The sequence below is a fragment of the Cronobacter sakazakii genome (genome assembly GCF_000982825.1).
In the GTDB taxonomy this organism is placed as follows: Bacteria; Pseudomonadota; Gammaproteobacteria; order Enterobacterales; family Enterobacteriaceae; genus Cronobacter; species Cronobacter sakazakii.
On the sequence record NZ_CP011047.1, the window covers coordinates 1005126 to 1029035 of the forward strand.

Consider the following 23910-nt stretch of genomic DNA (forward strand, 5'->3'; position numbering starts at 1 on the left):
AATTTTTTAAAACACCCCGAAACACGATTAAAACCTTTCATTGACATCTATGAGAAACAATTTACGCCTTATTAGCATACAGACACCTGTACATAGCGCCCTTATATTTTCATCAGTGACTATTTACCATTTGGCGCAAATGGTGCTTAGTTATCCTTAAGCTGCAAACAAGTTAATAAAAAGTGAAATAAGATGTTGTAATTACGCCCCATACCTCTTTTTCTGCTGACGCAATCCCGACACCTTATTTCTACTTTTTTTGATAAATATTAAGTTCTGTTTGCTTTAAGGATAACCAGATGGCGTTCGCCATCGAGACGCGGAACAGACAGTCTGACGATTTCTTCAACAGCAAAACCTGACGGCAGCGCGCTGATTTCATCATCCGGACGCTGGCCTTTAAGAGCATAAAAACGCCCTTCTTCTCCCGGCAGATGATGGCACCAGTTCACCATATCCGAGAGCGACGCAAATGCGCGGCTGATAACGCCATCAAACGGCGGCTCGGCAGGAAAGGCTTCTACGCGGCTTTGAACCGGCGTGATGTTGTCGAGTTTCAGCTCGTGTTGCACCTGACGCAAAAAACGCACGCGCTTGCCGAGACTGTCCAGCAGCGTGAAATGCCTGTCCGGACGCACAATCGCCAGCGGAATACCCGGCAGGCCAGGGCCTGTGCCAACATCAATAAAACGGGTGCCTTTTAAGTGCGGCTCCACCACGATGCTGTCCATGATATGGCGCACCAGCATCTCGTTCGGGTCGCGTACGGAGGTGAGGTTATAAGCCTTGTTCCACTTGTTCAGCATATCGACATAGGCCACCAGCTGCGCTTTCTGGTGTTCGGGCAGCGTAATCCCTGCGTCATCAAGCAGGCGGGTCAGTGTATTCAGCACGACGGTTTTTCCATATAAAAAGGGCCAGACAAGGCTGGCCCGAAGAGCGTTTCAACTCAGGCACTGCGGCGCAGTAGCCCCTGTTTTTTCAGCCAGACCAGCAGAATCGAGATAGCGGCTGGCGTGATCCCGGAGATACGGGACGCCTGGCCAATCGATGCCGGTTTATGATCGTTAAGCTTGGCGATCACTTCATTGGAGAGGCCATTCACCTGGCGATAATCCAGCGTCGCCGGCAGCAGCGTGTTTTCGTTGCGCTGCTGTTTTTCAATCTCATCCTGCTGACGAGCGATATAGCCTTCGTATTTCACCTGGATCTCAACCTGCTCCGCCGCCTGCGCGTCATCCAGTGCCGGCGCGAAAGCCGATAGCGTCGTCAACTGAGCATAGGTCATTTCCGGGCGACGCAGCAGATCTTCACCGCTGGCTTCACGGGAGAGCGGCGCAGTGAGCATCGTGTTGATCTCCTCCACCGAGGCGGTAGACGGCGTCACCCAGGTGCTTCTCAGGCGCTGGCGCTCGCGTTCGATATTCTCAAGCTTCTCGTTGAAGCGCGCCCAGCGCGCATCGTCGACCAGTCCCATTTCGCGACCAACTTCGGTCAGGCGTAAATCGGCGTTATCTTCGCGCAGCATCAGGCGATATTCGGCACGCGAGGTGAACATGCGGTACGGCTCTTTGGTGCCGAGCGTGCAGAGGTCATCCACCAGCACGCCAAGGTAAGCCTGAGAGCGCCCCGGCGCCCAGCCCTCTTTCTCCGCCGAGTAACGGCCCGCGTTCAGACCGGCCAGCAGCCCCTGAGCCGCGGCTTCTTCGTAACCGGTCGTGCCGTTGATCTGGCCTGCGAAGAACAGCCCGTGGATATATTTGCTTTCGAGCGTCGGCTTCAGGTCGCGCGGATCGAAGAAATCGTACTCAATCGCGTAACCCGGGCGAACAATTTTCGCGTTCTCCATCCCTTTCATGGAACGGACGATTTGCATCTGCACGTCGAACGGCAGGCTGGTGGAGATGCCGTTCGGGTAAATTTCGTTGCTGGTCAGCCCTTCCGGCTCCAGGAAAATCTGGTGCGCGTTGCGATCGGCGAAGCGCATCACTTTATCTTCGATGGAAGGGCAATAGCGCGGGCCGATCCCTTCGATAACCCCCGCGTACATCGGGCTGCGATCGAGGTTACTGCGGATCACGTCATGGGTCTTCTCATTGGTGTGCGTGACGTAGCACGGCACCTGACGCGGATGCTGATCCGCCGAGCCCATAAACGAGAAGACCGGCATTGGATTGTCGCCATGCTGCTGGTCGAGCACGCTAAAATCGATAGTGCGCGCGTCAATACGCGGCGGCGTTCCGGTTTTCAGACGGCTGACGCGCAGCGGCAGTTCCCGCAGGCGACGCGCCAGCGGTACGGAAGGCGGATCGCCCGCACGGCCGCCGCTGTAGTTATCAAGTCCGATGTGAATTTTGCCGTCGAGGAACGTGCCGACCGTCAGGACAACCGCTTTCGCGCGGAATTTCAGGCCCATCTGCGTGACGGCACCGACAACGCGATCGTTTTCCACGATCAGATCGTCAACGGCTTGCTGGAAGATCATCAGATTCGGCTGATTCTCCAGCGCGGTACGCACAGCCTGCTTGTACAGCACGCGATCTGCCTGAGCGCGGGTGGCGCGTACGGCCGGACCTTTGCTGGCGTTTAGTATCCTAAACTGGATACCCGCCTGGTCGATCGCTTTCGCCATAAGCCCGCCGAGGGCATCCACTTCCTTAACCAGATGTCCTTTACCAATACCGCCGATCGCCGGGTTGCAGGACATCTGTCCGAGCGTGTCGATATTGTGTGTCAAAAGCAGGGTCTGCTGACCCATGCGTGCAGCGGCCATTGCGGCCTCGGTACCTGCATGACCCCCGCCAATGATAATGACGTCAAAAGGATCCGGATAAAACATGTTGGTATGACCTCGCGGTTGTGCGAAAGAGGGTTAGCTAGCCCGGGGCGTGGATTCTACTCAACTTTAGCCTGGTGAGAAAGCGCCGGGATCGTTGGTATTAAAAAGAAGATCTTTTATCTAAAGGATCTGTTTTATTATGATCTCTTATTAGGATCGACATCCCTTGTGGATAACCCGGATCGCCCATTTGGGATCAAAAGGTTATCCGGGATCGCTTGCTGTGAATGATCGGTGATCCCAGACCGTATAAGCTGGGATCAGAAATGAGGGTTATACACAACTCAAAAAGCGAACAACACTTATACCTTGGATAACTACGGGTTGATCCAAGCTTTTAAGCTCTTTTATCCACAGCTGAATGGCGATCATTTCGCCGATCAGAGTAAATTTTTCCACGATCCGAGCCACACCTCAGCCGGATCTTCGGGTATATCATGATCGAGAATGTTGATCTTAAGCGGTTCGCCGACGCGTTTCGCGCCGCATTCGATTAACAGCGCGTCCAGTTTTTCAATCGCCCCGCAAAACGTGTCGTATTCGCGGCTCCCGATACCGATAGCGCCGTAGCGAACCTGGCTGAGATCCGGACGCTGTTCTGCAAGCTCATCATATAAAGGTTGCAAATTGTCCGGCAGATCGCCCGCGCCATGCGTGGACGTCACGATAAGCCAGGTGCCTTCAGGCTTAAGATCTTCAAGAAGCGGGCCATGCAGCGTTTCGGTGCTAAAACCGGCGTCTTCCAGCTTTTCAGCCAGGTGCTCCGCCACATATTCCGCGCCGCCAAGAGTGCTGCCACTGATCAGGGTAATGTCTGTCATGGATGTCCGCCTTGAGTAAACGACGCGTATTGTACGCTGTGCGGGGGCTGGGATCTACCTGTGGATAATATGGGTATTAAAAAATCCCTTTATGGGCGGATGGTACGCATGATCGGGTTTTGCAGCGAGATCAACGTCTCGGTGGACTGAATTTCATCAATTGTTTGGATCTTGTTGATAAGCACCTGCTGTAACGCGTCTATCGAACGACACATCACTTTAATAAAGATGCTGTAGTGGCCGGTGGTGTAATAGGCCTCGGTCACTTCATCCAGGCTTTCCAGCTTTTCGAGCGCGGCCGGGTAATCTTTTGCACTCTTGAGAATAATGCCGATAAAGCAGCACACATCGTAACCAAGCTGTTTCGGGCTGATATCGATACGCGCGCCAGTGATGATCCCCGCCTGCTTCATTTTTTCCACGCGTACATGAATCGTGCCGGGACTGACGCCGAACTGTTTAGCGAGTTCGGCATAGGCGGTACGCGCATTCGCCATTAATGCCTCCAGAATGCCGCGGTCCAGATTATCGATCTGATAATTTTCCATACGTTTTCCTTATGATTATTCAGTAATCGTCAGTTTCATGCCGTCTATATTATCGGATTAAAAGATGCGTGGCCTTTTTTATTGATGATTATTGAGCTGGCGGGCTTTTTTATTGCTTAATCAAAAGCAACAGAGGTACAGGAGCCCTAAAAAATGAAAACCGCCTACATCACACGCCAGCGTCAGATTAGCTTTGTGAAAGCCCATTTTTCCCGCCAGCTTGAGGAGAAACTCGGTCTGCTTGAAGTGCAGGCACCGATCTTAAGCCGCGTCGGCGACGGGACGCAGGATAACCTTTCCGGCTGTGAAAAAGCGGTGCAGGTCAATGTCAAAACGCTGCCGCAGGCGCAGTTTGAAGTGGTGCACTCGCTCGCGAAATGGAAGCGCAAAACACTGGGCCAGCATGATTTCAGCGCGGGCGAAGGGCTTTATACCCATATGAAAGCGCTGCGCCCCGATGAAGACCGACTCTCTCCGGTTCACTCGGTGTATGTGGATCAGTGGGACTGGGAGCGCGTGATGGGCGACGGCGAACGCCATCTCGGTACGCTGAAGCAGACGGTGGAGAGCATCTGGTCAGCGATTAAGGAAACGGAGCTGGCGGCGGCGGAGCGCTTCGGGCTGACGCCGTTCCTGCCGGACGCCATTCATTTTGTGCACAGCGAAACGCTGCAGCGCCGCTTCCCGGAGCTGGACGCCAAAGGGCGCGAGCGCGCGATTGCGAAAGAGCTGGGCGCGGTCTTCCTGATTGGCATTGGCGGGAAACTTGCCGACGGCAAACGCCACGACGTGCGCGCGCCGGATTATGATGACTGGACCACGCCGACGGAAAGCGGTTTTGCCGGGCTTAACGGCGATATCCTCGTCTGGAACCCGCTACTGGAAGACGCGTTTGAAATTTCCTCAATGGGGATCCGTGTCGATGCCGACACGCTTAAACGCCAGCTGGCGCTCACCGGCGATCAGGATCGTCTGGCGCTGGAATGGCATCAGGCGCTGCTGAACGGCGAAATGCCGCAAACGATCGGCGGCGGGATCGGCCAGTCGCGTCTCACTATGCTGCTGCTGCAACTGCCGCATATCGGTCAGGTCCAGTGCGGCGTCTGGCCGGAGCAGGTGCAGTCTACCGTCGCTGAGCTGCTGTAATTCAGCGGCGTAAACGACGCACCAGACGGCTGCGCATCCCGGTATCAAAGCGCCAGATGTGATCGAAAATGCGCATGATGCCGGGTTTGCCATGCGCGGACATCGCCACCGCGTGAAAGCGGTGCTGATGAACGCGTTGCAGCTCCTTTACTTTGTTGACCACCTCATCCGGCAGCCGCTGGGCGATAAAATCGGACACCACCACCGCGTCGGCGTCGAACCACTCGCCGCCCTGTAGCTTTTCCGCAATGGCGCGAAAACAGCTCGCCAGATCGGTGCCGCCGCGAAAGCGCTGGCTCAGAAAGCGGATCGCCTGTTCGATACCGTCGCGCCCGCACAGCTCATAACGCACCACTTCGCTCGAAAACAGCATGATAAAACAGCGGCGGTTATCGGCCAGCGCAATGCGCATCAGCGCCAGACAAAACGCCTTGGCGCACTGCTCGTTAAAGCCGCCCATCGAGCCGGACGTATCCACACAGACGATAAACGGCCCGCGCGGCTGTTCGTCATAATCCTGGCGCGTCACTGGCCGCTGCATCACTTTTTCACGCCACGCGTCGCCCTGAAGCCGGTAAGTCAGCAACTGTTTTTCCACCAGCCGCCGGTAAAACTCATATTCCAGCTCAGTGATGCCAAGCGTCGCCAGCTCCGGCGGCAGCAGGCGCAGAATATCGTCGCTGCGCTGTAAGCCGTCGACCTGTTCCGGCACGGACGCGGGTTCACGCACCAGCGTGCGGAACGTTTCCAGCGGCGCCTCTTTTTTCGGCACCGATTTCGCCTCACGCGAGCGACCGAGCTGTTCGGCAAGCTGCATCAGCTCCGGCTGGTCGGCCAGGAAATCGCCATATTTCACGATAAGCTGATAATCGCCGCGCCGCAGTTTGCCGTCGCTCATATCCCACAGACGACCGGCGGAATCTTCGTTCTCCACCAGCACCTGCTCAAGCTGGCCGCTCAGCGTCATGCGCTCCTGCACTTCGCTCAGCAGTTGCTCGCGTTCTTCCTCCAGCAACTGCTGGTTAAACGACGTCGCCTGCACGACGAGGCTCAGCCGCCAGCGCTGTAAAAAAAGCGTATGCAGGGCGGGCGTAAAATGCGGGTTATCGGCGATAAGCCGCTGCGCCTGGTCAGCAAACGGCGAGCCGACGCGCCGCAGCAATTCGCTGATTTGCGGCAGCTGAACGATAAACTGGCTGGTGGAGAGCAACTGGCTTTTCTGATAGCCGATCACCTCTTCTTCCAGCTCTGGCGGCACATGCGCCTCTTTAAGCCGTGTTTTAAGCTGTTCGCGCCAGCGCGGAATATCCTGGGTCAGCGCGTGCTTAAGGCGCGGAAACTTTTCGAAAAAGACCGCCAGCTGCGGCGACGCCAGCAGCGCAATGACGATCTCTTCTACCAGCTCGCCTTCGCTGATAGCCAGAATCAGGTTCAGCGAATCCGCTGTCAGCATTGGCGCGCCTGTTTAATCTGCTCGCCGACGTCCTGAAGGCTGGCCTCGATGCGTCCTAACCAGTCGCTTTCGACGAACAGACATTTTTGCTGCTCGCTAAAGCGCGTATGTTGCTGGTGCCACTCGTTATCCAGATCGTCAAGCTGCTGTTTGATTTCATCCGGCATGCCGTTGGCAGACGCCGCGCCCGGCAGCGAAAGGCGCGTACCCTGCAGGCTGACGTCGCGCAGCACCAGATGCTGGCTCGCGTCCACTTCCAGATCCAGCGCCTGGGCAAAGCCGATGCCGTTCAGCTTGCCGCGGATCTCGCCGTCTTTTTGCAGCCACGCCTCCAGCGCCTCGCGCGCGAACGTCACATGGATAACGTCGATATCGTGCAGCTTCAGCGGTTTTTGCAGCAGCAGCGTCAGCGTTGGCTCCGTGAGGCTTGCGGGCAGCTGATATTGCGGACGACGGCTGAACATGCCGCTCTGCTTCTCAAGGCGCAGCGCCGTTTTATCACTGTGCTGCTGTTCTAACTGCATGCGGCGCTGGGTAATCGCACCGAGACGGCTCAGCATCGCGTACTGGCCCCACGCGTGAGAGGTCATCAGCTGCGCGATTTGCTGCTGCATTAACGTCATGGCGCTGGCGTCATGCCACAGACAATCCTTCAGCAGGATCAGATCGATAGGCGCCACGGCATCGCGCCCGCTGAAAAAGGCGCTGGCCTGCAGCAGGCGAATGGCTTTCTTCCAGCGGCGGTCTGAGACATAGGGCGCGTTCGGCAGCGCATCAAGCTGCTGGCGCAGGGTGAAAATCAGCTCGAAGACGGTATCCGGCAGTTTGACGTTGCCGATGCCGGTCTGCCACTGCTGATATTCTTCATCGCTCACCTGAAGGCCCGGCGGCACCGGGTTTTCGTTTTCATCCTGCTGGCTCACCAGCATGGCGCGAAAGCTGTTTTTCTCCTGCACCCGGTCGAGCCACAGGCGAATCAGCATGCGGTCATAGAGCGCCTCAAGGCTACTGTCTGCTTCGGGCAGTTCGTTGGATGCCGTCACCAGCAGGCGCATCGGAATTTTTTCTTCATGCGCGCCGTTACGAAAGCGGCGTTCATTAATGGCGGTGAGCAGCGTGTTCAGAATCGCCGGGCCCGCTTTCCAAATCTCATCCAGAAAGACGATTTCCGCCTCCGGCAGATACCCTGCGGTCAGACGCTCATAACGCCCTTCATCTTTTAGCGCCTGAATGGAGAGTGGCCCGAAGACCTCTTCCGGCGTCGAGAAGCGCGTCATCAGGTATTCAAACGCGCGCGCGTGCTGAAACGCGAATTTAAGCCGCCGGGCGATAAGGCTTTTCGCAATACCGGGCGGGCCAAGCAGAAATACGCTTTCACCGCTCAGCGCCGCCAGCAGACACATTCGGATGGCGTGGCTGCGTTCAAACAGCCCTTTCTCCAGCGCTGCGCTGAGACGTGAAATTCTTTCCGCCAATAAATTGGGTTGAGCCATAATAGTTACTCTGCATTCTGACTACGCCGCCTGGTTTCTGGTGCGAGTATAGACGTTTCATATTCATGCTGATAATGGATTGATGCCATTATCTATTTGGCTTGATTTGGGTAAAGACTCGGTGATTGAGGGGTACGATTTTTTAACGAATCGTGCATACTGTGCGCTTTTTGTGGGCCAAGGGACGAAGCGCACACGGGATTTCAACGAAGACTAGTCTATGAGCACTGAGAATAAGCAATCGTTGCCTGCGATTACGCTGGCGGCTATCGGGGTGGTGTACGGTGATATCGGCACCAGCCCGCTTTATACATTACGAGAGTGTCTTTCCGGCCAGTTTGGGTTTGGCGTGGAGCGGGACGCCGTTTTTGGCTTTCTTTCTTTAATTTTCTGGCTGTTGGTTTTTGTTGTTTCTTTTAAATACCTCACCTTTGTGATGCGCGCCGACAACGCCGGTGAAGGCGGCATCCTGACGCTGATGTCGCTGGCCGGGCGCAACACCTCGGCGCGCATGACGTCGGTGCTGGTGATCCTGGGTCTTATCGGCGGCAGCTTCTTTTATGGCGAGGTGGTGATTACGCCCGCGATTTCGGTGATGTCGGCCATTGAAGGTCTGGAGATCGCAGCGCCGTCGCTTGATCCGTATATCGTTCCGCTCTCTATCGTGGTGCTGACGCTGCTGTTTATGATCCAGAAGCACGGCACCGGCATGGTGGGGAAACTCTTTGCGCCGATTATGCTTGCCTGGTTTTTGGTGCTGGCGGTGCTCGGCGCGCGCAGCATTCTGAACAATCCGGAAGTGTTGCAGGCGCTGAACCCGGTTTGGGCGGTGCATTTCTTCCTGGAATATAAAGCGGTCTCCTTTGCGGCACTGGGCGCGGTGGTGCTGTCTATCACCGGCGTTGAAGCGCTGTACGCCGACATGGGGCATTTTGGCAAGCTGCCAATCCGTGTGGCGTGGTTCTCGGTGGTGTTGCCGTCGCTGGTGCTGAACTACTTTGGCCAGGGCGCATTATTGCTGAAAACGCCGGAAGCCATCAAAAACCCCTTCTTCCTGTTAGCCCCCGACTGGGCGCTGATCCCGATGCTGATTCTGGCGACGCTCGCTACGGTTATCGCGTCGCAGGCGGTCATTTCCGGGGTCTTCTCGCTGACCCGCCAGGCGGTGCGTCTGGGCTATCTGTCGCCGATGCGCATTATTCACACTTCGGAGATGGAATCGGGCCAGATCTATATTCCGGTAGTGAACTGGCTGCTTTATTTTGCGGTGGTGATTGTCATCGTCAGCTTTGAGCACTCCAGTAATCTCGCGGCGGCTTACGGCATCGCGGTGACCGGTACGATGGTTCTCACCTCAATTCTGTTTGCGACCGCCGCACGCAAAAACTGGCACTGGAGCCGCATCCTGGTGGGCCTGATGGTGGTGGCGTTTCTGTGTGTCGACGTGCCGCTCTTTTCAGCGAACCTGGAGAAACTCTTCTCCGGCGGCTGGCTGCCGTTAAGCCTGGGTCTGGTGATGTTCATCATTATGACGACCTGGAAAAGCGAGCGCTTCCGCCTGCTGCGCCGCATGCACGAGCATGGCAACTCGCTGGACGCGATGATCACCTCGCTTGAGAAATCGCCGCCGGTTCGCGTGCCGGGCACCGCGGTCTATATGTCGCGCGCGCTGAACGTCATTCCGTTCGCCCTGCTGCATAACCTCAAGCACAACAAAGTGCTGCATGAGCGCGTGATCCTGCTGACGCTGCGCACCGAAGACGCGCCTTACGTCCATAATGTGAAACGCGTGACGCTTGAACAGCTGTCGCCGACGTTCTGGCGCGTGGTGGCGAGTTACGGCTGGCGCGAAACGCCGAACGTGGAAGAAATTTTCCACCGCTGTGGGCTTGAGGGCTTAAGCTGCCGGATGATGGAAACCTCTTTCTTTATGTCGCACGAGTCGCTCATCATCGGCGATAATCGCCCCTGGTATTTACGCCTGCGCGGCAAGCTGTTCCTCCTCTTACAGCGCAACGCCTTACGCGCGCCAGACCAGTTCGAGATCCCGCCGAACCGTGTTATCGAGCTGGGAACACAGGTCGAGATTTAATCCTTAAGCGAAACGCCTTCCGAACTCCGGGAGGCGTTTTTTGTTGATGGGCGCGCTCTCTTTTTTTCCTCAGTTTTTCCTTAAGCGAAACGTTTCGATGGCGATCACAGTTTCGCAACGTGGTGTTTGTTTATTGTTCTTTTCGCCGGATACACTCCCTGTTAGCGAAACGTTTCGCTGATGGAGCAAAAAATGAAAAAAGGCACCGTTCTTCATTCCGGCATTTCATCCGTCATCTCGCGTCTTGGCCATACGGATACCGTTGTGGTGTGTGACGCCGGGCTGCCGATTCCGTCCACGACTGAACGTATCGATCTCGCGCTGACCCAGGGCGTGCCGGGATTCTTACAGGTGGTTGATGTCGTCACGCAAGAAATGCAGGTTGAAGCGGCGATCCTCGCAGAAGAGATTAAACAGCATAATCCGCAGCTCCACGAAACGTTGCTCGGGCAGATCGAGCGGCTGCAGCAGCACCAGGGGAATACCATCACTGTTCGCTATGTTTCACATGAACAGTTCAAACTAAAAACCGCAGACAGTCAGGCGGTCATTCGCAGCGGGGAGTGTTCCCCGTATGCGAATATCATTCTCTGTGCCGGCGTCACATTCTGAGGCCGCCATGGAACCTTTACTCCAGCTCAAAGGCATTGATAAATCCTTCCCCGGCGTTAAGGCGCTTTCCGGAGCGACGCTGAATGTCTACGCCGGACGCGTGATGGCGCTGGTGGGGGAAAACGGCGCCGGTAAATCCACGCTGATGAAAGTGCTGACCGGCATCTATACCCGTGACGCCGGTTCGCTGCTCTGGCTTGGCCAGGAGACCACGTTCAGCGGGCCGAAAGCTTCCCAGGAAGCCGGTATCGGTATCATTCACCAGGAGCTGAACCTGATCCCGCAGCTCTCGATTGCGGAAAACATCTTTTTAGGGCGCGAGTTTGTCAGCCATTTCGGCAAAATCGACTGGAAAAAGATGTACGCCGAAGCCGATAAACTGCTGGCGAAGCTCAACCTGCGCTTTAACAGCCGTCGGCTGGTGGGCGAGCTGTCGATAGGCGATCAGCAGATGGTAGAAATCGCCAAAGTGCTGAGCTTTGAATCGCGCGTCATCATTATGGATGAACCCACCGACGCCCTGACCGATACCGAAACCGAATCCCTGTTCCGCGCCATTCGCGAGCTGAAAGCGCAGGGCTGCGGGATTGTCTATATCTCCCACCGCATGAAAGAGATTTTTGAGATCTGCGATGACGTGACGGTGATGCGCGACGGCCAGTTTATCGCCGAGCGTGAGGTCAGCTCGCTGACTGAAGAGACGCTGATCGAAATGATGGTGGGCCGCAAGCTTGAAGATCAATACCCGCATCTCGACAAAGCGCCGGGCGAGATCCGCCTGAAAGTCGACAACCTGAGCGGCCCTGGCGTCAACGGCGTGAGCTTTACGCTGCGTCAGGGAGAGATTCTCGGCGTGTCGGGGCTGATGGGCGCAGGCCGCACTGAACTGATGAAAGTGTTGTACGGCGCGCTGCCGCGCACGGGCGGTCGCGTTACGCTGGATAACCGCGAGGTAGTGACGCGCTCCCCGCAGGACGGGCTTGCCAACGGCATCGTTTATATCTCCGAAGACCGCAAACGCGACGGGCTGGTGCTCGGCATGTCGGTGAAAGAGAACATGTCGCTGACCGCGCTGCGCTATTTCAGCCGCGACGTCGGCAGCCTGAAGCATAAAGATGAGCAGCAGGCGGTGGGCGATTTTATTCGTCTCTTTAATGTTAAAACACCGTCAATGGATCAGGCCATTGGCCTGCTTTCCGGCGGCAACCAGCAGAAAGTGGCGATCGCTCGCGGGCTCATGACGCGCCCGAAAGTGCTAATCCTCGACGAGCCGACCCGCGGCGTGGACGTCGGCGCCAAAAAAGAGATTTATCAGCTCATTAACCAGTTCAAAGCCGACGGGCTGAGCATCATTCTGGTCTCTTCTGAGATGCCGGAAGTACTGGGAATGAGCGATCGCATCATGGTGATGCATGAAGGGCATCTCGGCGGTGAATTCACACGCGAGCAGGCCACCCAGGAACTGCTGATGGCGGCGGCTGTCGGCAAGCTCAATCGCGTGACCCAGGAGTAAAAGACGTATGACTACCCAGACCGTTGCGACTCGTCGCTTTTTTACAAAAGCGTGGCTGATGGAGCAAAAGTCGCTGATAGCCCTGCTGGTGCTGATTGCGATTGTCTCCACCCTGAGCCCGAATTTCTTTACCGTTAACAATATGCTGAACATTCTCCAGCAGACGTCGGTGAACGCCATCATGGCGGTCGGGATGACGCTGGTGATCCTTACCTCGGGTATCGATCTGTCCGTCGGTTCCCTGCTGGCGCTAACCGGGGCGGTCGCCGCCTCGCTCGTCGGCATTGAGGTCAACGCGCTGGTGGCGGTGGCTGCCGCCCTCGCGCTTGGCGCGGCTATCGGCGCGGTGACCGGCGTGATTGTGGCGAAGGGCCGCGTACAGGCGTTTATCGCTACGCTGGTGATGATGCTGCTGCTGCGCGGGGTGACGCTTCAGTACACCAACGGCAGCCCGGTCAGTACGGGGTTTAATGACAACGCCGATCTGTTTGGCTGGTTCGGTATTGGCCGCCCGCTGGGCGTGCCGACGCCGGTGTGGATCATGGCGCTGGTGTTCCTGGTGACCTGGTATGTGCTGCATCACACCCGTCTGGGCCGCTATATCTATGCGCTCGGCGGTAACGAGGCGGCGACGCGTCTGTCTGGTATCAGCGTTAATAAAATCAAAATTATTGTTTATTCGCTGTCGGGCCTGCTGGCGTCGCTGGCGGGCGTGATAGAAGTGGCGCGTCTCTCCTCGGCGCAGCCGCTGGCGGGCGCGGGTTATGAGCTGGACGCCATCGCGGCGGTCGTGCTCGGCGGCACCAGCCTCGCCGGTGGTAAAGGTCGCATTGTTGGGACGCTGATCGGCGCGCTGATCCTCGGTTTCCTGAATAATAGTCTGAACCTCTTAGGTGTTTCTCCCTATTACCAGATGATCGTCAAAGCAGTGGTTATTTTGCTGGCGGTGCTGGTGGATAACAAAAAGCAGTAACTCATTACTCAACAGGACATCTGATTATGAATATGAAAAAGCTGGCTACACTGGTTTCCGCCGTGGCGTTAAGCGCGACCGTCAGCGCCAACGCGATGGCGAAAGACACGATTGCTCTGGTGGTTTCAACGCTGAACAACCCGTTCTTTGTGTCGCTGAAAGATGGCGCGCAGAAAGAAGCGGAAAAACTGGGTTACGAGCTGGTGGTGCTGGATTCCCAGAACAACCCGGCGAAAGAGCTGGCGAACGTGCAGGATCTGACCGTGCGCGGTACCAAACTGGTGCTGATTAACCCGACCGATTCCGACGCGGTAGGTAACGCCGTAAAGATGGCTAACCAGGCGAAAATCCCGGTCATCACCCTCGACCGTATGGCGTCGAAAGGCGACGTGGTGAGCCATATCGCGTCTGATAACATCGCGGGCGGTAAAATCGCCGGTAACTATATTGCCAAGCAGGCCGGTGACGGCGCGAAAGTGATTGAACTGCAGGGTATCGCAGGCACCTCTGCCGCGCGCGAGCGCGGCGAAGGCTTTAAACAGGCGGTAGAAGCGCACAAGCTGAACGTGCTGGCCAGCCAGCCGGCGGATTTCGACCGTACCAAAGGTCTGAACGTGATGCAGAACCTGCTGACCGCGCACCCTGATGTGAAAGCGGTCTTCGCGCAGAACGACGAAATGGCGCTGGGCGCGCTGCGTGCGCTGCAAACCGCCGGGAAAACCGATGTCATGGTCGTTGGCTTTGACGGCACTGCCGACGGCGTGAAAGCCGTTCAGGATGGTAAGATGAGCGCGACCGTAGCGCAGCAGCCGGAGCAGATCGGCGTTATCGGCGTTCAGACCGCGGATAAAGTGCTGAAAGGCGAGAAAGTACGCGCCCGCATCCCGGTCGACCTGAAGCTGGTTATCAAATAAAACCGACATTAAGAAAAGCAGGGCAACGCGCCACAGGATGTGGCGCTTTTACAGGGATACACATTATGAAAAGCGCGGGCCAACTCGTCGTTCTCGGCAGTATCAATGCCGATCATATCCTTAACCTTGAAGCCTTCCCCGCGCCGGGCGAGACTGTCACCGGCAGCCAGTATCAGGTGGCGTTCGGCGGTAAAGGGGCCAACCAGGCCGTCGCGGCCGGGCGCAGCGGCGCGGATATCGCGTTTATCGCCTGTGTGGGTGAGGATGATATCGGCGAGCGTATCCGCCAGCAGCTTTCACGCGACAATATTGATGTCGCGCCTGTCAGCGCCGTTGCGGGCGAATCGACCGGCGTGGCGCTCATTTTCGTTAATGGCGAAGGTGAAAACGTGATCGGCATTCACGCTGGCGCGAACGCGGCGTTGACGCCCGAGCGCGTTAACGAACAGCGGGAGAAAATCGCCAACGCCCGCGCGCTGCTGATGCAGCTGGAGTCGCCGGTAGAAAGCGTTATCGCGGCCGCGCGCATTGCGCATGAAAATCAGACCACCGTGATTCTTAACCCGGCCCCTGCCCGCGCGCTTTCTGACGAGCTGCTGGCGCTGGTGGATATCATTACCCCCAATGAAACCGAAGCGGAAAAACTGACCGGCGTAAAAGTCGTTGATGACGACAGCGCGGCGCAGGCCGCCAGGGTACTGCACCAGAAAGGCATTGAAACGGTCATTATTACGCTCGGCAGCCGCGGCGTATGGTTGAGCGTTAACGGCGAAGGGCAACGCGTGCCCGGCTTTCGCGTCAAAGCCGTCGATACCATCGCCGCTGGCGATACTTTTAACGGCGCGCTGATGACGGCGCTGCTGGAAGGCACGCCGATGCTTGAAGCCATTCGTTTTGCTCATGCGGCCGCGGCTATAGCCGTGACGCGCCCTGGCGCGCAGCCTTCTGTGCCGTGGCGCGATGAGATTGACGCCTTCTTACAGGCGCAGGGGTAAGCCATCGTGGCGACAATGAAAGATGTCGCCCGCCTTGCGGGTGTCTCCACCTCCACCGTCTCTCACGTCATTAATAAAGATCGCTTTGTGAGTGAGGCTATCCGTTTGCGGGTGGAGGATGCCATCAGAACGCTGAATTACGCGCCGTCAGCGCTGGCGCGCAGTCTGAAGCTCAACCAGACCCGCACCATCGGGATGCTGATCACCGCAAGTTCTAACCCCTTTTTCTCTGAGCTGGTGCGCGGCGTGGAGCGTAGCTGCTTCGAGCGCGGCTATAGCCTGGTGTTGTGTAATACCGATGGCGATGAACAGCGCATGAACCGCAATCTGGAGACGCTGCTGCAAAAACGCGTCGACGGACTGCTGCTGCTCTGTACCGAAACGCATCAGCCTTCGCCCGCCATTATGAAACGCTACCCGGCCATTCCGACCGTGATGATGGACTGGTCGCCTTTTGATGGCGGCAGCGACGTGATTCAGGACAATTCGCTTTTAGGCGGCGATATCGCCACGCGGTATTTAATCGACAAAGGCTATACGCGCATCGCCTGTGTGACTGGCCCGCTCGATAAAACACCGGCGCGTCTGCGCCTGGAAGGGTATCGCACCGCGATGCAGCGCGCGGGCCTGCCGGTGGCAGAAGGTTATGAAGTGATCGGCGATTTCGAATTCGCGGGCGGCCTGCGGGCGATGCAGTCGCTGCTGGCGCTGCCCGAGCCGCCGCAGGCGGTATTTATGGGGAATGACGCGATGGCGGTCGGCGCTTACCAGGCGCTCTATCAGGCTGGCCTTCGCATTCCGCAGGATATCGCGCTGGTGGGTTACGACGATATCGAGCTTGCAAGCTATATGACGCCGCCGCTGACCACCATTCATCAGCCCAAAGATGAGCTGGGCGAGCTGGCCATCGATGTACTCATTCATCGCATGGCGCAGCCGGAGCTTCAGCAGCAGCGTTTGCAGTTAACGCCAGAGCTGATGGTACGCGGCTCCGCTTAGGCTTTGTGGCGATCTTTTATGAGGTTACGGCCATCTTTCGGGCGTAACAGCATAAAGACCAGCGACGATACCACCGTAATCACGCCCATCGTAATAAAGGTGTAGTGGAACTGCTCAACGGTGTTGGCGTTATCGAACCCTTCATAGAAGCGCAGCACCGCGGCGCTGACCGCCACCCCAAGGCTTATCGACAGCTGTTGTGTGACCGCCAGCATACTGTTGCCGCCGCTGGCGCTTTCATCCGTGAGATCCGCAAGCGTAATGGTATTCATCGCGGTGAACTGCGTGGACATCGCAAGCCCCAGCACAAACAGCGGCAGGATCAGCAGCCAGACCTGATTATCCGGTGACTGCAGTGAGAACTGTGCAATCATCAGCCCGATAAACAGCGTGATGCCGACCAGCGTTTTTCGGTAGCCAAACCAGCGCAGCACCTGCGTCACGCCAGACTTCGCGATAATCGATCCAACCGCCGTGGGGGCCATCATGCAACCGGCGATAAAGGCCGGATAACCAAAGCCCACCTGTAGCATCAGCGGCATGAGGAACGGCACGCAGCCGGTGCCCAGACGGGAAGCGATATTCCCGGCGATGCCAACGGAAAAGGTGCGTGTTCTGAACAGAGACAGCGAAATCAGCGGCGCGCTGTGTCGGCGGGCGTGCCAGATATAAGCCATCATCAGCAATAACCCACCGACAATAACCGCGAGCGCCATCCACGTCGAGACAATACGCTCGCCAAACAATTCCATGCCGCTTGAGAACAGCACCAGGCTCAGGCCAAACAGAAAGAAGCCTGGCATATCAAAGCGGCGGCGCGGCGTGGTGAAGTTCGGCATATATTTGCGCGCGTAGAACAGACCCGCGACGCCTATTGGAATATTAATCAGGAAGATCCAGTGCCAGCTCGCCCAGGTGACCAGCACACCGCCGAGCAGCGGCCCAAGAATGGGGCCGACCAGGCCTGGCATCGTCACGAAATTCAGCACCGGCAGAAGTTCACTGCGCGGATAGGCGCGCAGAAGCGCGAGGCGCGCCACTGGCATCATCATGGCCCCGCCGATACCCTGCACAATACGGAAGATGACCAGCTCACTCAGCGAGCCGGACATGGCGCAGGCGAGCGAGCCCAGCGTAAACAGGGAGACGGCGGTCATAAAGACGCGGCGGGTGCCGAAGCGGTCGGCCAGCCAGCCGCTGACGGGAATTAACATCGCGACCGTCAGGGTGTAGCTGATAATCGCGGACTGCATCGCCAGCGGCGAGCGGTTAAGACTTTGAGCGATAGCCGGCAGGGCGGTGTTGAGGATAGTGGCATCCAGTGCCTGCATAAAGAAGGCCATTGCCGCTATCCACGGCAGGCCCGCCATACTGCGCGCTTTTTTAGTCATGCGGATCCTGTTGTTATTTTTCTTGCGATGCGGTCGCCTGCAAAAGTGTCTGACAGGCGCGATAGGCCTCTTCGCTTTGGGAAGAAAGAATGGCGTCCGCAATCGCCTGATGAATGTCAGGCTTGATAACCTGGTTGTGCGTTATCGACGTGAAATAATTGTAATAGATGGAGCGGAACAGACTCGCGAAAGCGGTCATAAAGGGATTGCCACTCATTTCATAGATCTGTTCATGATAGGCCATGTCGGTTTCTATCCAGCGCTCGCGGTTAAACGAGATCTGTAGCGCGGCCATTTCATCAAGCGTTTTCCTGAAGCGCTGCTTTTGTTCTTCAGTACCGTTTAGCGCAGCCAGCGCGCAGGCCTGAGGCTCAAGGCTTGAGCGCATCACCAGAAAGTGATTAACCACCGTGGTGAAGGTTTCGATGCCCATCCACCAGGTCAGCAGTTCTTTATCAAGGAAATTCCACTGGCTTTGAGGCAGCACGCGCGTGCCGATACGCGGGCGCGGTAAAACCAACCCTTTGGCGGTTAGCGTTTTCACGGCTTCTCTTACCGCCGTGCGGCTCACGCCGAACTGTTCACCCAGCTCCATCTCGCCAGGTAAAATATCGCCTGGCTTGAACTCTCCTTTAAGGATGCGTTGCGCCAGCTTCTCGGCCAGGACATAAGAAAGGTTCTTTTGAGCGGCCTGTTGATGCGCCAGTAACGACATAATGGCAATTCCTTCAGCTTTACTTCGCGCAGTAGTATGCCACTGCAGGGCATGATCTGATGTAAAAAACGGCAAATAACAGGCTATATGGCGGTTTTACGTGATAAATGGTGAAAAAAAGCGCGCTTGAAAACTTTTTTTAAATTTCCTCTTGTCAGCTGAGAAGAACTCCCTATAATGCGCCTCCACTGACACGGCACAACGGCAAACGAGCCGGCCCGTCAGGCAGACGAAAGCGAAAATAAACGCTTGACTCTGAAAGAGGGAAGCGTAATATACGCCACCTCGCGACAGCAGGCTGAAGGCCGCGTCGCACCGCTCTTTAACAATTTATCAGACAATCTGTGTGGGCACTCGGGGCACTGATATCTTAACGTCTACGGACGATAAACGAATATCAAGTCTCAAGTGAACAACAGTTAATTCATTACGAACTAACAGTTTAATTCTTTGAGCATCAGACTTTTAATTGAAGAGTTTGATCATGGCTCAGATTGAACGCTGGCGGCAGGCCTAACACATGCAAGTCGAACGGTAACAGGGAGCAGCTTGCTGCTCTGCTGACGAGTGGCGGACGGGTGAGTAATGTCTGGGAAACTGCCTGATGGAGGGGGATAACTACTGGAAACGGTAGCTAATACCGCATAACGTCTACGGACCAAAGTGGGGGACCTTCGGGCCTCATGCCATCAGATGTGCCCAGATGGGATTAGCTAGTAGGTGGGGTAACGGCTCACCTAGGCGACGATCCCTAGCTGGTCTGAGAGGATGACCAGCCACACTGGAACTGAGACACGGTCCAGACTCCTACGGGAGGCAGCAGTGGGGAATATTGCACAATGGGCGCAAGCCTGATGCAGCCATGCCGCGTGTATGAAGAAGGCCTTCGGGTTGTAAAGTACTTTCAGCGGGGAGGAAGGTGTTGTGGTTAATAACCGCAGCAATTGACGTTACCCGCAGAAGAAGCACCGGCTAACTCCGTGCCAGCAGCCGCGGTAATACGGAGGGTGCAAGCGTTAATCGGAATTACTGGGCGTAAAGCGCACGCAGGCGGTTGATTAAGTCAGATGTGAAATCCCCGGGCTCAACCTGGGAACTGCATTTGAAACTGGTCAGCTTGAGTCTCGTAGAGGGGGGTAGAATTCCAGGTGTAGCGGTGAAATGCGTAGAGATCTGGAGGAATACCGGTGGCGAAGGCGGCCCCCTGGACGAAGACTGACGCTCAGGTGCGAAAGCGTGGGGAGCAAACAGGATTAGATACCCTGGTAGTCCACGCCGTAAACGATGTCGACTTGGAGGTTGTGCCCTTGAGGCGTGGCTTCCGGAGCTAACGCGTTAAGTCGACCGCCTGGGGAGTACGGCCGCAAGGTTAAAACTCAAATGAATTGACGGGGGCCCGCACAAGCGGTGGAGCATGTGGTTTAATTCGATGCAACGCGAAGAACCTTACCTGGTCTTGACATCCAGAGAATCCTGCAGAGATGCGGGAGTGCCTTCGGGAACTCTGAGACAGGTGCTGCATGGCTGTCGTCAGCTCGTGTTGTGAAATGTTGGGTTAAGTCCCGCAACGAGCGCAACCCTTATCCTTTGTTGCCAGCGGTTCGGCCGGGAACTCAAAGGAGACTGCCGGTGATAAACCGGAGGAAGGTGGGGATGACGTCAAGTCATCATGGCCCTTACGACCAGGGCTACACACGTGCTACAATGGCGCATACAAAGAGAAGCGACCTCGCGAGAGCAAGCGGACCTCATAAAGTGCGTCGTAGTCCGGATTGGAGTCTGCAACTCGACTCCATGAAGTCGGAATCGCTAGTAATCGTGGATCAGAATGCCACGGTGAATACGTTCCCGGGCCTTGTACACACCGCCCGTCACACCATGGGAGTGGGTTGCAAAAGAAGTAGGTAGCTTAACCTTCGGGAGGGCGCTTACCACTTTGTGATTCATGACTGGGGTGAAGTCGTAACAAGGTAACCGTAGGGGAACCTGCGGTTGGATCACCTCCTTACCTGAAAGATACAACCTCGCGTGCTCACACAGATTGTCTGATAGAAAGTAAAGAAGCAAAACCTCTACAGGCTTGTAGCTCAGGTGGTTAGAGCGCACCCCTGATAAGGGTGAGGTCGGTGGTTCAAGTCCACTCAGGCCTACCAACTCCGCAGGAGTTGAAGAGGTTTAACTACGATGGGGCTATAGCTCAGCTGGGAGAGCGCCTGCTTTGCACGCAGGAGGTCTGCGGTTCGATCCCGCATAGCTCCACCATCACTTCAGAGTGTACTCAGTGAGTATACTGCGAAGTATTTGCTCTTTAACAATCCGGAACAAGCTGAAAATTGAAACAGACACGCTGCTGTATTTCTCCGTAATAAGAAATGCGCGGTGTGTCAGAGTCTCTCAAACTCGCAGCACGAAGACTTCTTCGGGTTGTGAGGTTAAGCGAACAAGCGTACACGGTGGATGCCCTGGCAGTCAGAGGCGATGAAGGACGTGCTAATCTGCGAAAAGCGCCGGTAAGGTGATATGAACCGTTATAACCGGCGATGTCCGAATGGGGAAACCCGGTGCACTTCGGTGCATCATCGTTAGCTGAATACATAGGCTAACGAGGCGAACCGGGGGAACTGAAACATCTAAGTACCCCGAGGAAAAGAAATCAACCGAGATTCCCCCAGTAGCGGCGAGCGAACGGGGAACAGCCCAGAGCCTGAATCAGCTTGTGTGTCAGTGGAACGGTCTGGAAAGGCCGGCGATACAGGGTGACAGCCCCGTACACGAAGGCACACAGGCTGTGAGCTCGATGAGTAGGGCGGGACACGTGATATCCTGTCTGAAGATGGGGGGACCATCCTCCAAGGCTAAATACTCCTGACTGACCGATAGTGAACCAGTACCGTGAGGGAAAGGCGAAAAGAACCCCGGCGAGGGGAGTGAAACAGAACCTGAAACCGTGTACGTACAAGCAGTGGGAGCCTTCGTAAGAGGGTGACTGCGTACCTTTTGTATAATGGGTCAGCGACTTATATTCTGTAGCAAGGTTAACCGTATAGGGGAGCCGAAGGGAAACCGAGTCTTAACCGGGCGTTAAGTTGCAGGGTATAGACCCGAAACCCGGTGATCTAGCCATGGGCAGGTTGAAGGTTGGGTAACACTAACTGGAGGACCGAACCGACTAATGTTGAAAAATTAGCGGATGACCTGTGGCTGGGGGTGAAAGGCCAATCAAACCGGGAGATAGCTGGTTCTCCCCGAAAGCTATTTAGGTAGCGCCTCGTGAACTCATCTCCGGGGGTAGAGCACTGTTTCGGCTAGGGGGCCATCCCGGCTTACCAACCCGATGCAAACTGCGAATACCGGAGAATGTTATCACGGGAGACACACGGCGGGTGCTAACGTCCGTCGTGAAGAGGGAAACAACCCAGACCGCCAGCTAAGGTCCCAAAGTCATGGTTAAGTGGGAAACGATGTGGGAAGGCCCAGACAGCCAGGATGTTGGCTTAGAAGCAGCCATCATTTAAAGAAAGCGTAATAGCTCACTGGTCGAGTCGGCCTGCGCGGAAGATGTAACGGGGCTAAACCATGCACCGAAGCTGCGGCAGCGACGCTTATGCGTTGTTGGGTAGGGGAGCGTTCTGTAAGCCTGCGAAGGTGTGCTGTGAGGCATGCTGGAGGTATCAGAAGTGCGAATGCTGACATAAGTAACGATAAAGCGGGTGAAAAGCCCGCTCGCCGGAAGACCAAGGGTTCCTGTCCAACGTTAATCGGGGCAGGGTGAGTCGACCCCTAAGGCGAGGCCGAAAGGCGTAGTCGATGGGAAACAGGTTAATATTCCTGTACTTGGTGTTACTGCGAAGGGGGGACGGAGAAGGCTATGTCGGCCGGGCGACGGTTGTCCCGGTTTAAGCGTGTAGGCTGACTTTCCAGGCAAATCCGGAAAGTTAAGGCTGAGGCGTGATGACGAGGCACCACGGTGCTGAAGTGACAAATGCCCTGCTTCCAGGAAAAGCCTCTAAGCATCAGGTAACATCAAATCGTACCCCAAACCGACACAGGTGGTCAGGTAGAGAATACCAAGGCGCTTGAGAGAACTCGGGTGAAGGAACTAGGCAAAATGGTGCCGTAACTTCGGGAGAAGGCACGCTGACATGTAGGTGAAGCCCCTGCGGGTGGAGCTGAAGTCAGTCGAAGATACCAGCTGGCTGCAACTGTTTATTAAAAACACAGCACTGTGCAAACACGAAAGTGGACGTATACGGTGTGACGCCTGCCCGGTGCCGGAAGGTTAATTGATGGGGTTATCGCAAGAGAAGCTCCTGATCGAAGCCCCGGTAAACGGCGGCCGTAACTATAACGGTCCTAAGGTAGCGAAATTCCTTGTCGGGTAAGTTCCGACCTGCACGAATGGCGTAATGATGGCCAGGCTGTCTCCACCCGAGACTCAGTGAAATTGAACTCGCTGTGAAGATGCAGTGTACCCGCGGCAAGACGGAAAGACCCCGTGAACCTTTACTACAGCTTGACACTGAACATTGAGCCTTGATGTGTAGGATAGGTGGGAGGCTTTGAAGCGTGGACGCCAGTCTGCGTGGAGCCGACCTTGAAATACCACCCTTTAATGTTTGATGTTCTAACCTGGCGCCATAATCTGGCGTGGGGACAGTGTCTGGTGGGTAGTTTGACTGGGGCGGTCTCCTCCCAAAGTGTAACGGAGGAGCACGAAGGTCAGCTAATCCTGGTCGGACATCAGGAGGTTAGTGCAATGGCATAAGCTGGCTTGACTGCGAGAGTGACGGCTCGAGCAGGTGCGAAAGCAGGTCATAGTGATCCGGTGGTTCTGTATGGAAGGGCCATCGCTCAACGGATAAAAGGTACTCCGGGGATAACAGGCTGATACCGCCCAAGAGTTCATATCGACGGCGGTGTTTGGCACCTCGATGTCGGCTCATCACATCCTGGGGCTGAAGTAGGTCCCAAGGGTATGGCTGTTCGCCATTTAAAGTGGTACGCGAGCTGGGTTTAGAACGTCGTGAGACAGTTCGGTCCCTATCTGCCGTGGGCGCTGGAGAATTGAGGGGGGCTGCTCCCAGTACGAGAGGACCGGAGTGGACGCATCACTGGTGTTCGGGTTGTCATGCCAATGGCACTGCCCGGTAGCTAAATGCGGAAGAGATAAGTGCTGAAAGCATCTAAGCACGAAACTTGCCCCGAGATGAGTTCTCCCTGAGACTATAAGTCTCCTGAAGGAACGTTGAAGACGACGACGTTGATAGGCCGGGTGTGTAAGCGCAGCGATGCGTTGAGCTAACCGGTACTAATGAACCGTGAGGCTTAACCTTACAACGCCAAAGAAGTCTGGCGTGTTGAGAGACAATTCAGCTTGTGACGGATAAACGTTCATGGCGGAAGCGG

16 protein-coding genes, 2 tRNA genes and 2 rRNA genes are annotated in these 23910 nt (G+C 56.1%); 12 read left to right on the forward strand and 8 right to left on the reverse strand.

Features of this window, described 5'->3' with window-relative positions; translation table 11 throughout:
- Positions 1–269: 269 nt before the first annotated feature.
- The 4 genes from rsmG to asnC all read right to left on the reverse strand — a co-directional run bounded on the left by rsmG (position 270) and on the right by asnC (position 4208).
- On the reverse strand, positions 270–893 hold the full coding sequence (rsmG, locus tag CSK29544_RS04700; protein WP_007891021.1) for a 16S rRNA (guanine(527)-N(7))-methyltransferase RsmG: 624 nt from the start codon (positions 891–893) through the stop codon (positions 270–272).
- Positions 894–949: 56 nt separating this feature from the next.
- Entirely contained in the window at positions 950–2839 is a 1890-nt protein-coding gene (mnmG, locus tag CSK29544_RS04705; protein WP_029039518.1) for a tRNA uridine-5-carboxymethylaminomethyl(34) synthesis enzyme MnmG, read from the reverse strand.
- A 380-nt stretch (positions 2840–3219) separates the two neighbouring features.
- Positions 3220–3660, reverse strand: coding sequence for an FMN-binding protein MioC (gene mioC / locus CSK29544_RS04710; RefSeq protein ID WP_004386176.1), 441 nt, complete (start codon positions 3658–3660; stop codon positions 3220–3222).
- An 89-nt stretch (positions 3661–3749) separates the two neighbouring features.
- The gene (gene asnC / locus CSK29544_RS04715) at positions 3750–4208 is read right to left on the reverse strand and encodes a transcriptional regulator AsnC (protein WP_004386178.1); all 459 of its coding nucleotides are present in this window, start codon (positions 4206–4208) and stop codon (positions 3750–3752) included.
- A 153-nt stretch (positions 4209–4361) separates the two neighbouring features.
- On the opposite strand from asnC, the gene asnA reads away from it, so the two are divergent.
- Complete coding sequence (asnA, locus tag CSK29544_RS04720) at positions 4362–5354, forward strand: aspartate--ammonia ligase (protein WP_007703614.1); 993 nt, start codon at positions 4362–4364, stop codon at positions 5352–5354.
- Position 5355: 1 nt separating this feature from the next.
- On the opposite strand, the gene viaA is transcribed toward asnA, so the two are convergent.
- Together viaA and ravA are read right to left on the reverse strand one after the other, a co-directional pair.
- Complete coding sequence (gene viaA, locus CSK29544_RS04725) at positions 5356–6807, reverse strand: ATPase RavA stimulator ViaA (RefSeq protein ID WP_004386180.1); 1452 nt, start codon at positions 6805–6807, stop codon at positions 5356–5358.
- Positions 6801–8300: an ATPase RavA gene (ravA, locus tag CSK29544_RS04730; protein ID WP_029039519.1), complete on the reverse strand. Its 1500-nt coding sequence runs from the start codon at positions 8298–8300 to the stop codon at positions 6801–6803. Before ravA ends, viaA begins: the two co-directional genes overlap by 7 nt.
- Before the next feature lie 220 nt (positions 8301–8520).
- On the opposite strand from ravA, the gene kup reads away from it, so the two are divergent.
- From kup to rbsR, 7 genes are all read left to right on the forward strand, one after another.
- Positions 8521–10392, forward strand: a complete 1872-nt coding sequence (kup, locus tag CSK29544_RS04735; protein WP_007902452.1) for a low affinity potassium transporter Kup — start codon at positions 8521–8523, stop codon at positions 10390–10392.
- A gap of 192 nt (positions 10393–10584) precedes the next feature.
- Complete coding sequence (gene rbsD / locus CSK29544_RS04740) at positions 10585–11004, forward strand: D-ribose pyranase (protein WP_029039520.1); 420 nt, start codon at positions 10585–10587, stop codon at positions 11002–11004.
- Between the two features lie 7 nt (positions 11005–11011).
- Positions 11012–12517, forward strand: a complete 1506-nt coding sequence (gene rbsA / locus CSK29544_RS04745; protein WP_004386186.1) for a ribose ABC transporter ATP-binding protein RbsA — start codon at positions 11012–11014, stop codon at positions 12515–12517.
- Between the two features lie 7 nt (positions 12518–12524).
- Positions 12525–13490: a ribose ABC transporter permease gene (gene rbsC / locus CSK29544_RS04750; RefSeq protein ID WP_004386188.1), complete on the forward strand. Its 966-nt coding sequence runs from the start codon at positions 12525–12527 to the stop codon at positions 13488–13490.
- Between the two features lie 26 nt (positions 13491–13516).
- Positions 13517–14404, forward strand: a complete 888-nt coding sequence (gene rbsB, locus CSK29544_RS04755; RefSeq protein ID WP_004386189.1) for a ribose ABC transporter substrate-binding protein RbsB — start codon at positions 13517–13519, stop codon at positions 14402–14404.
- A gap of 65 nt (positions 14405–14469) precedes the next feature.
- Positions 14470–15399: a ribokinase gene (gene rbsK, locus CSK29544_RS04760; protein ID WP_007902457.1), complete on the forward strand. Its 930-nt coding sequence runs from the start codon at positions 14470–14472 to the stop codon at positions 15397–15399.
- Between the two features lie 15 nt (positions 15400–15414).
- Positions 15415–16398, forward strand: coding sequence for a ribose operon transcriptional repressor RbsR (rbsR, locus tag CSK29544_RS04765; protein WP_032973614.1), 984 nt, complete (start codon positions 15415–15417; stop codon positions 16396–16398).
- Here rbsR and mdtD read toward each other — a convergent pair.
- Together mdtD and CSK29544_RS04775 are read right to left on the reverse strand one after the other, a co-directional pair.
- Positions 16395–17789, reverse strand: a complete 1395-nt coding sequence (mdtD, locus tag CSK29544_RS04770; protein WP_007902465.1) for a multidrug transporter subunit MdtD — start codon at positions 17787–17789, stop codon at positions 16395–16397. The two genes, rbsR and mdtD, sit on opposite strands and share 4 nt — an antisense overlap.
- A gap of 13 nt (positions 17790–17802) precedes the next feature.
- Entirely contained in the window at positions 17803–18504 is a 702-nt protein-coding gene (locus CSK29544_RS04775; RefSeq protein WP_007902472.1) for a FadR/GntR family transcriptional regulator, read from the reverse strand.
- Between the two features lie 466 nt (positions 18505–18970).
- Between CSK29544_RS04775 and CSK29544_RS04780 the strand changes: the two genes are divergently transcribed.
- From CSK29544_RS04780 to CSK29544_RS04795, 4 genes are all read left to right on the forward strand, one after another.
- Positions 18971–20512, forward strand: a 16S ribosomal RNA gene (locus CSK29544_RS04780).
- Between the two features lie 68 nt (positions 20513–20580).
- Positions 20581–20657: transfer RNA gene (locus tag CSK29544_RS04785), tRNA-Ile, on the forward strand.
- Positions 20658–20690: 33 nt separating this feature from the next.
- Positions 20691–20766 (forward strand) — tRNA-Ala (locus tag CSK29544_RS04790).
- Positions 20767–20934: 168 nt separating this feature from the next.
- Positions 20935–23837 (forward strand): 23S ribosomal RNA (locus tag CSK29544_RS04795).
- The 16S and 23S rRNA genes sit together here with 2 tRNA genes alongside, the layout of an rRNA operon.
- The last annotated feature ends 73 nt before the right edge of the window (positions 23838–23910 follow it).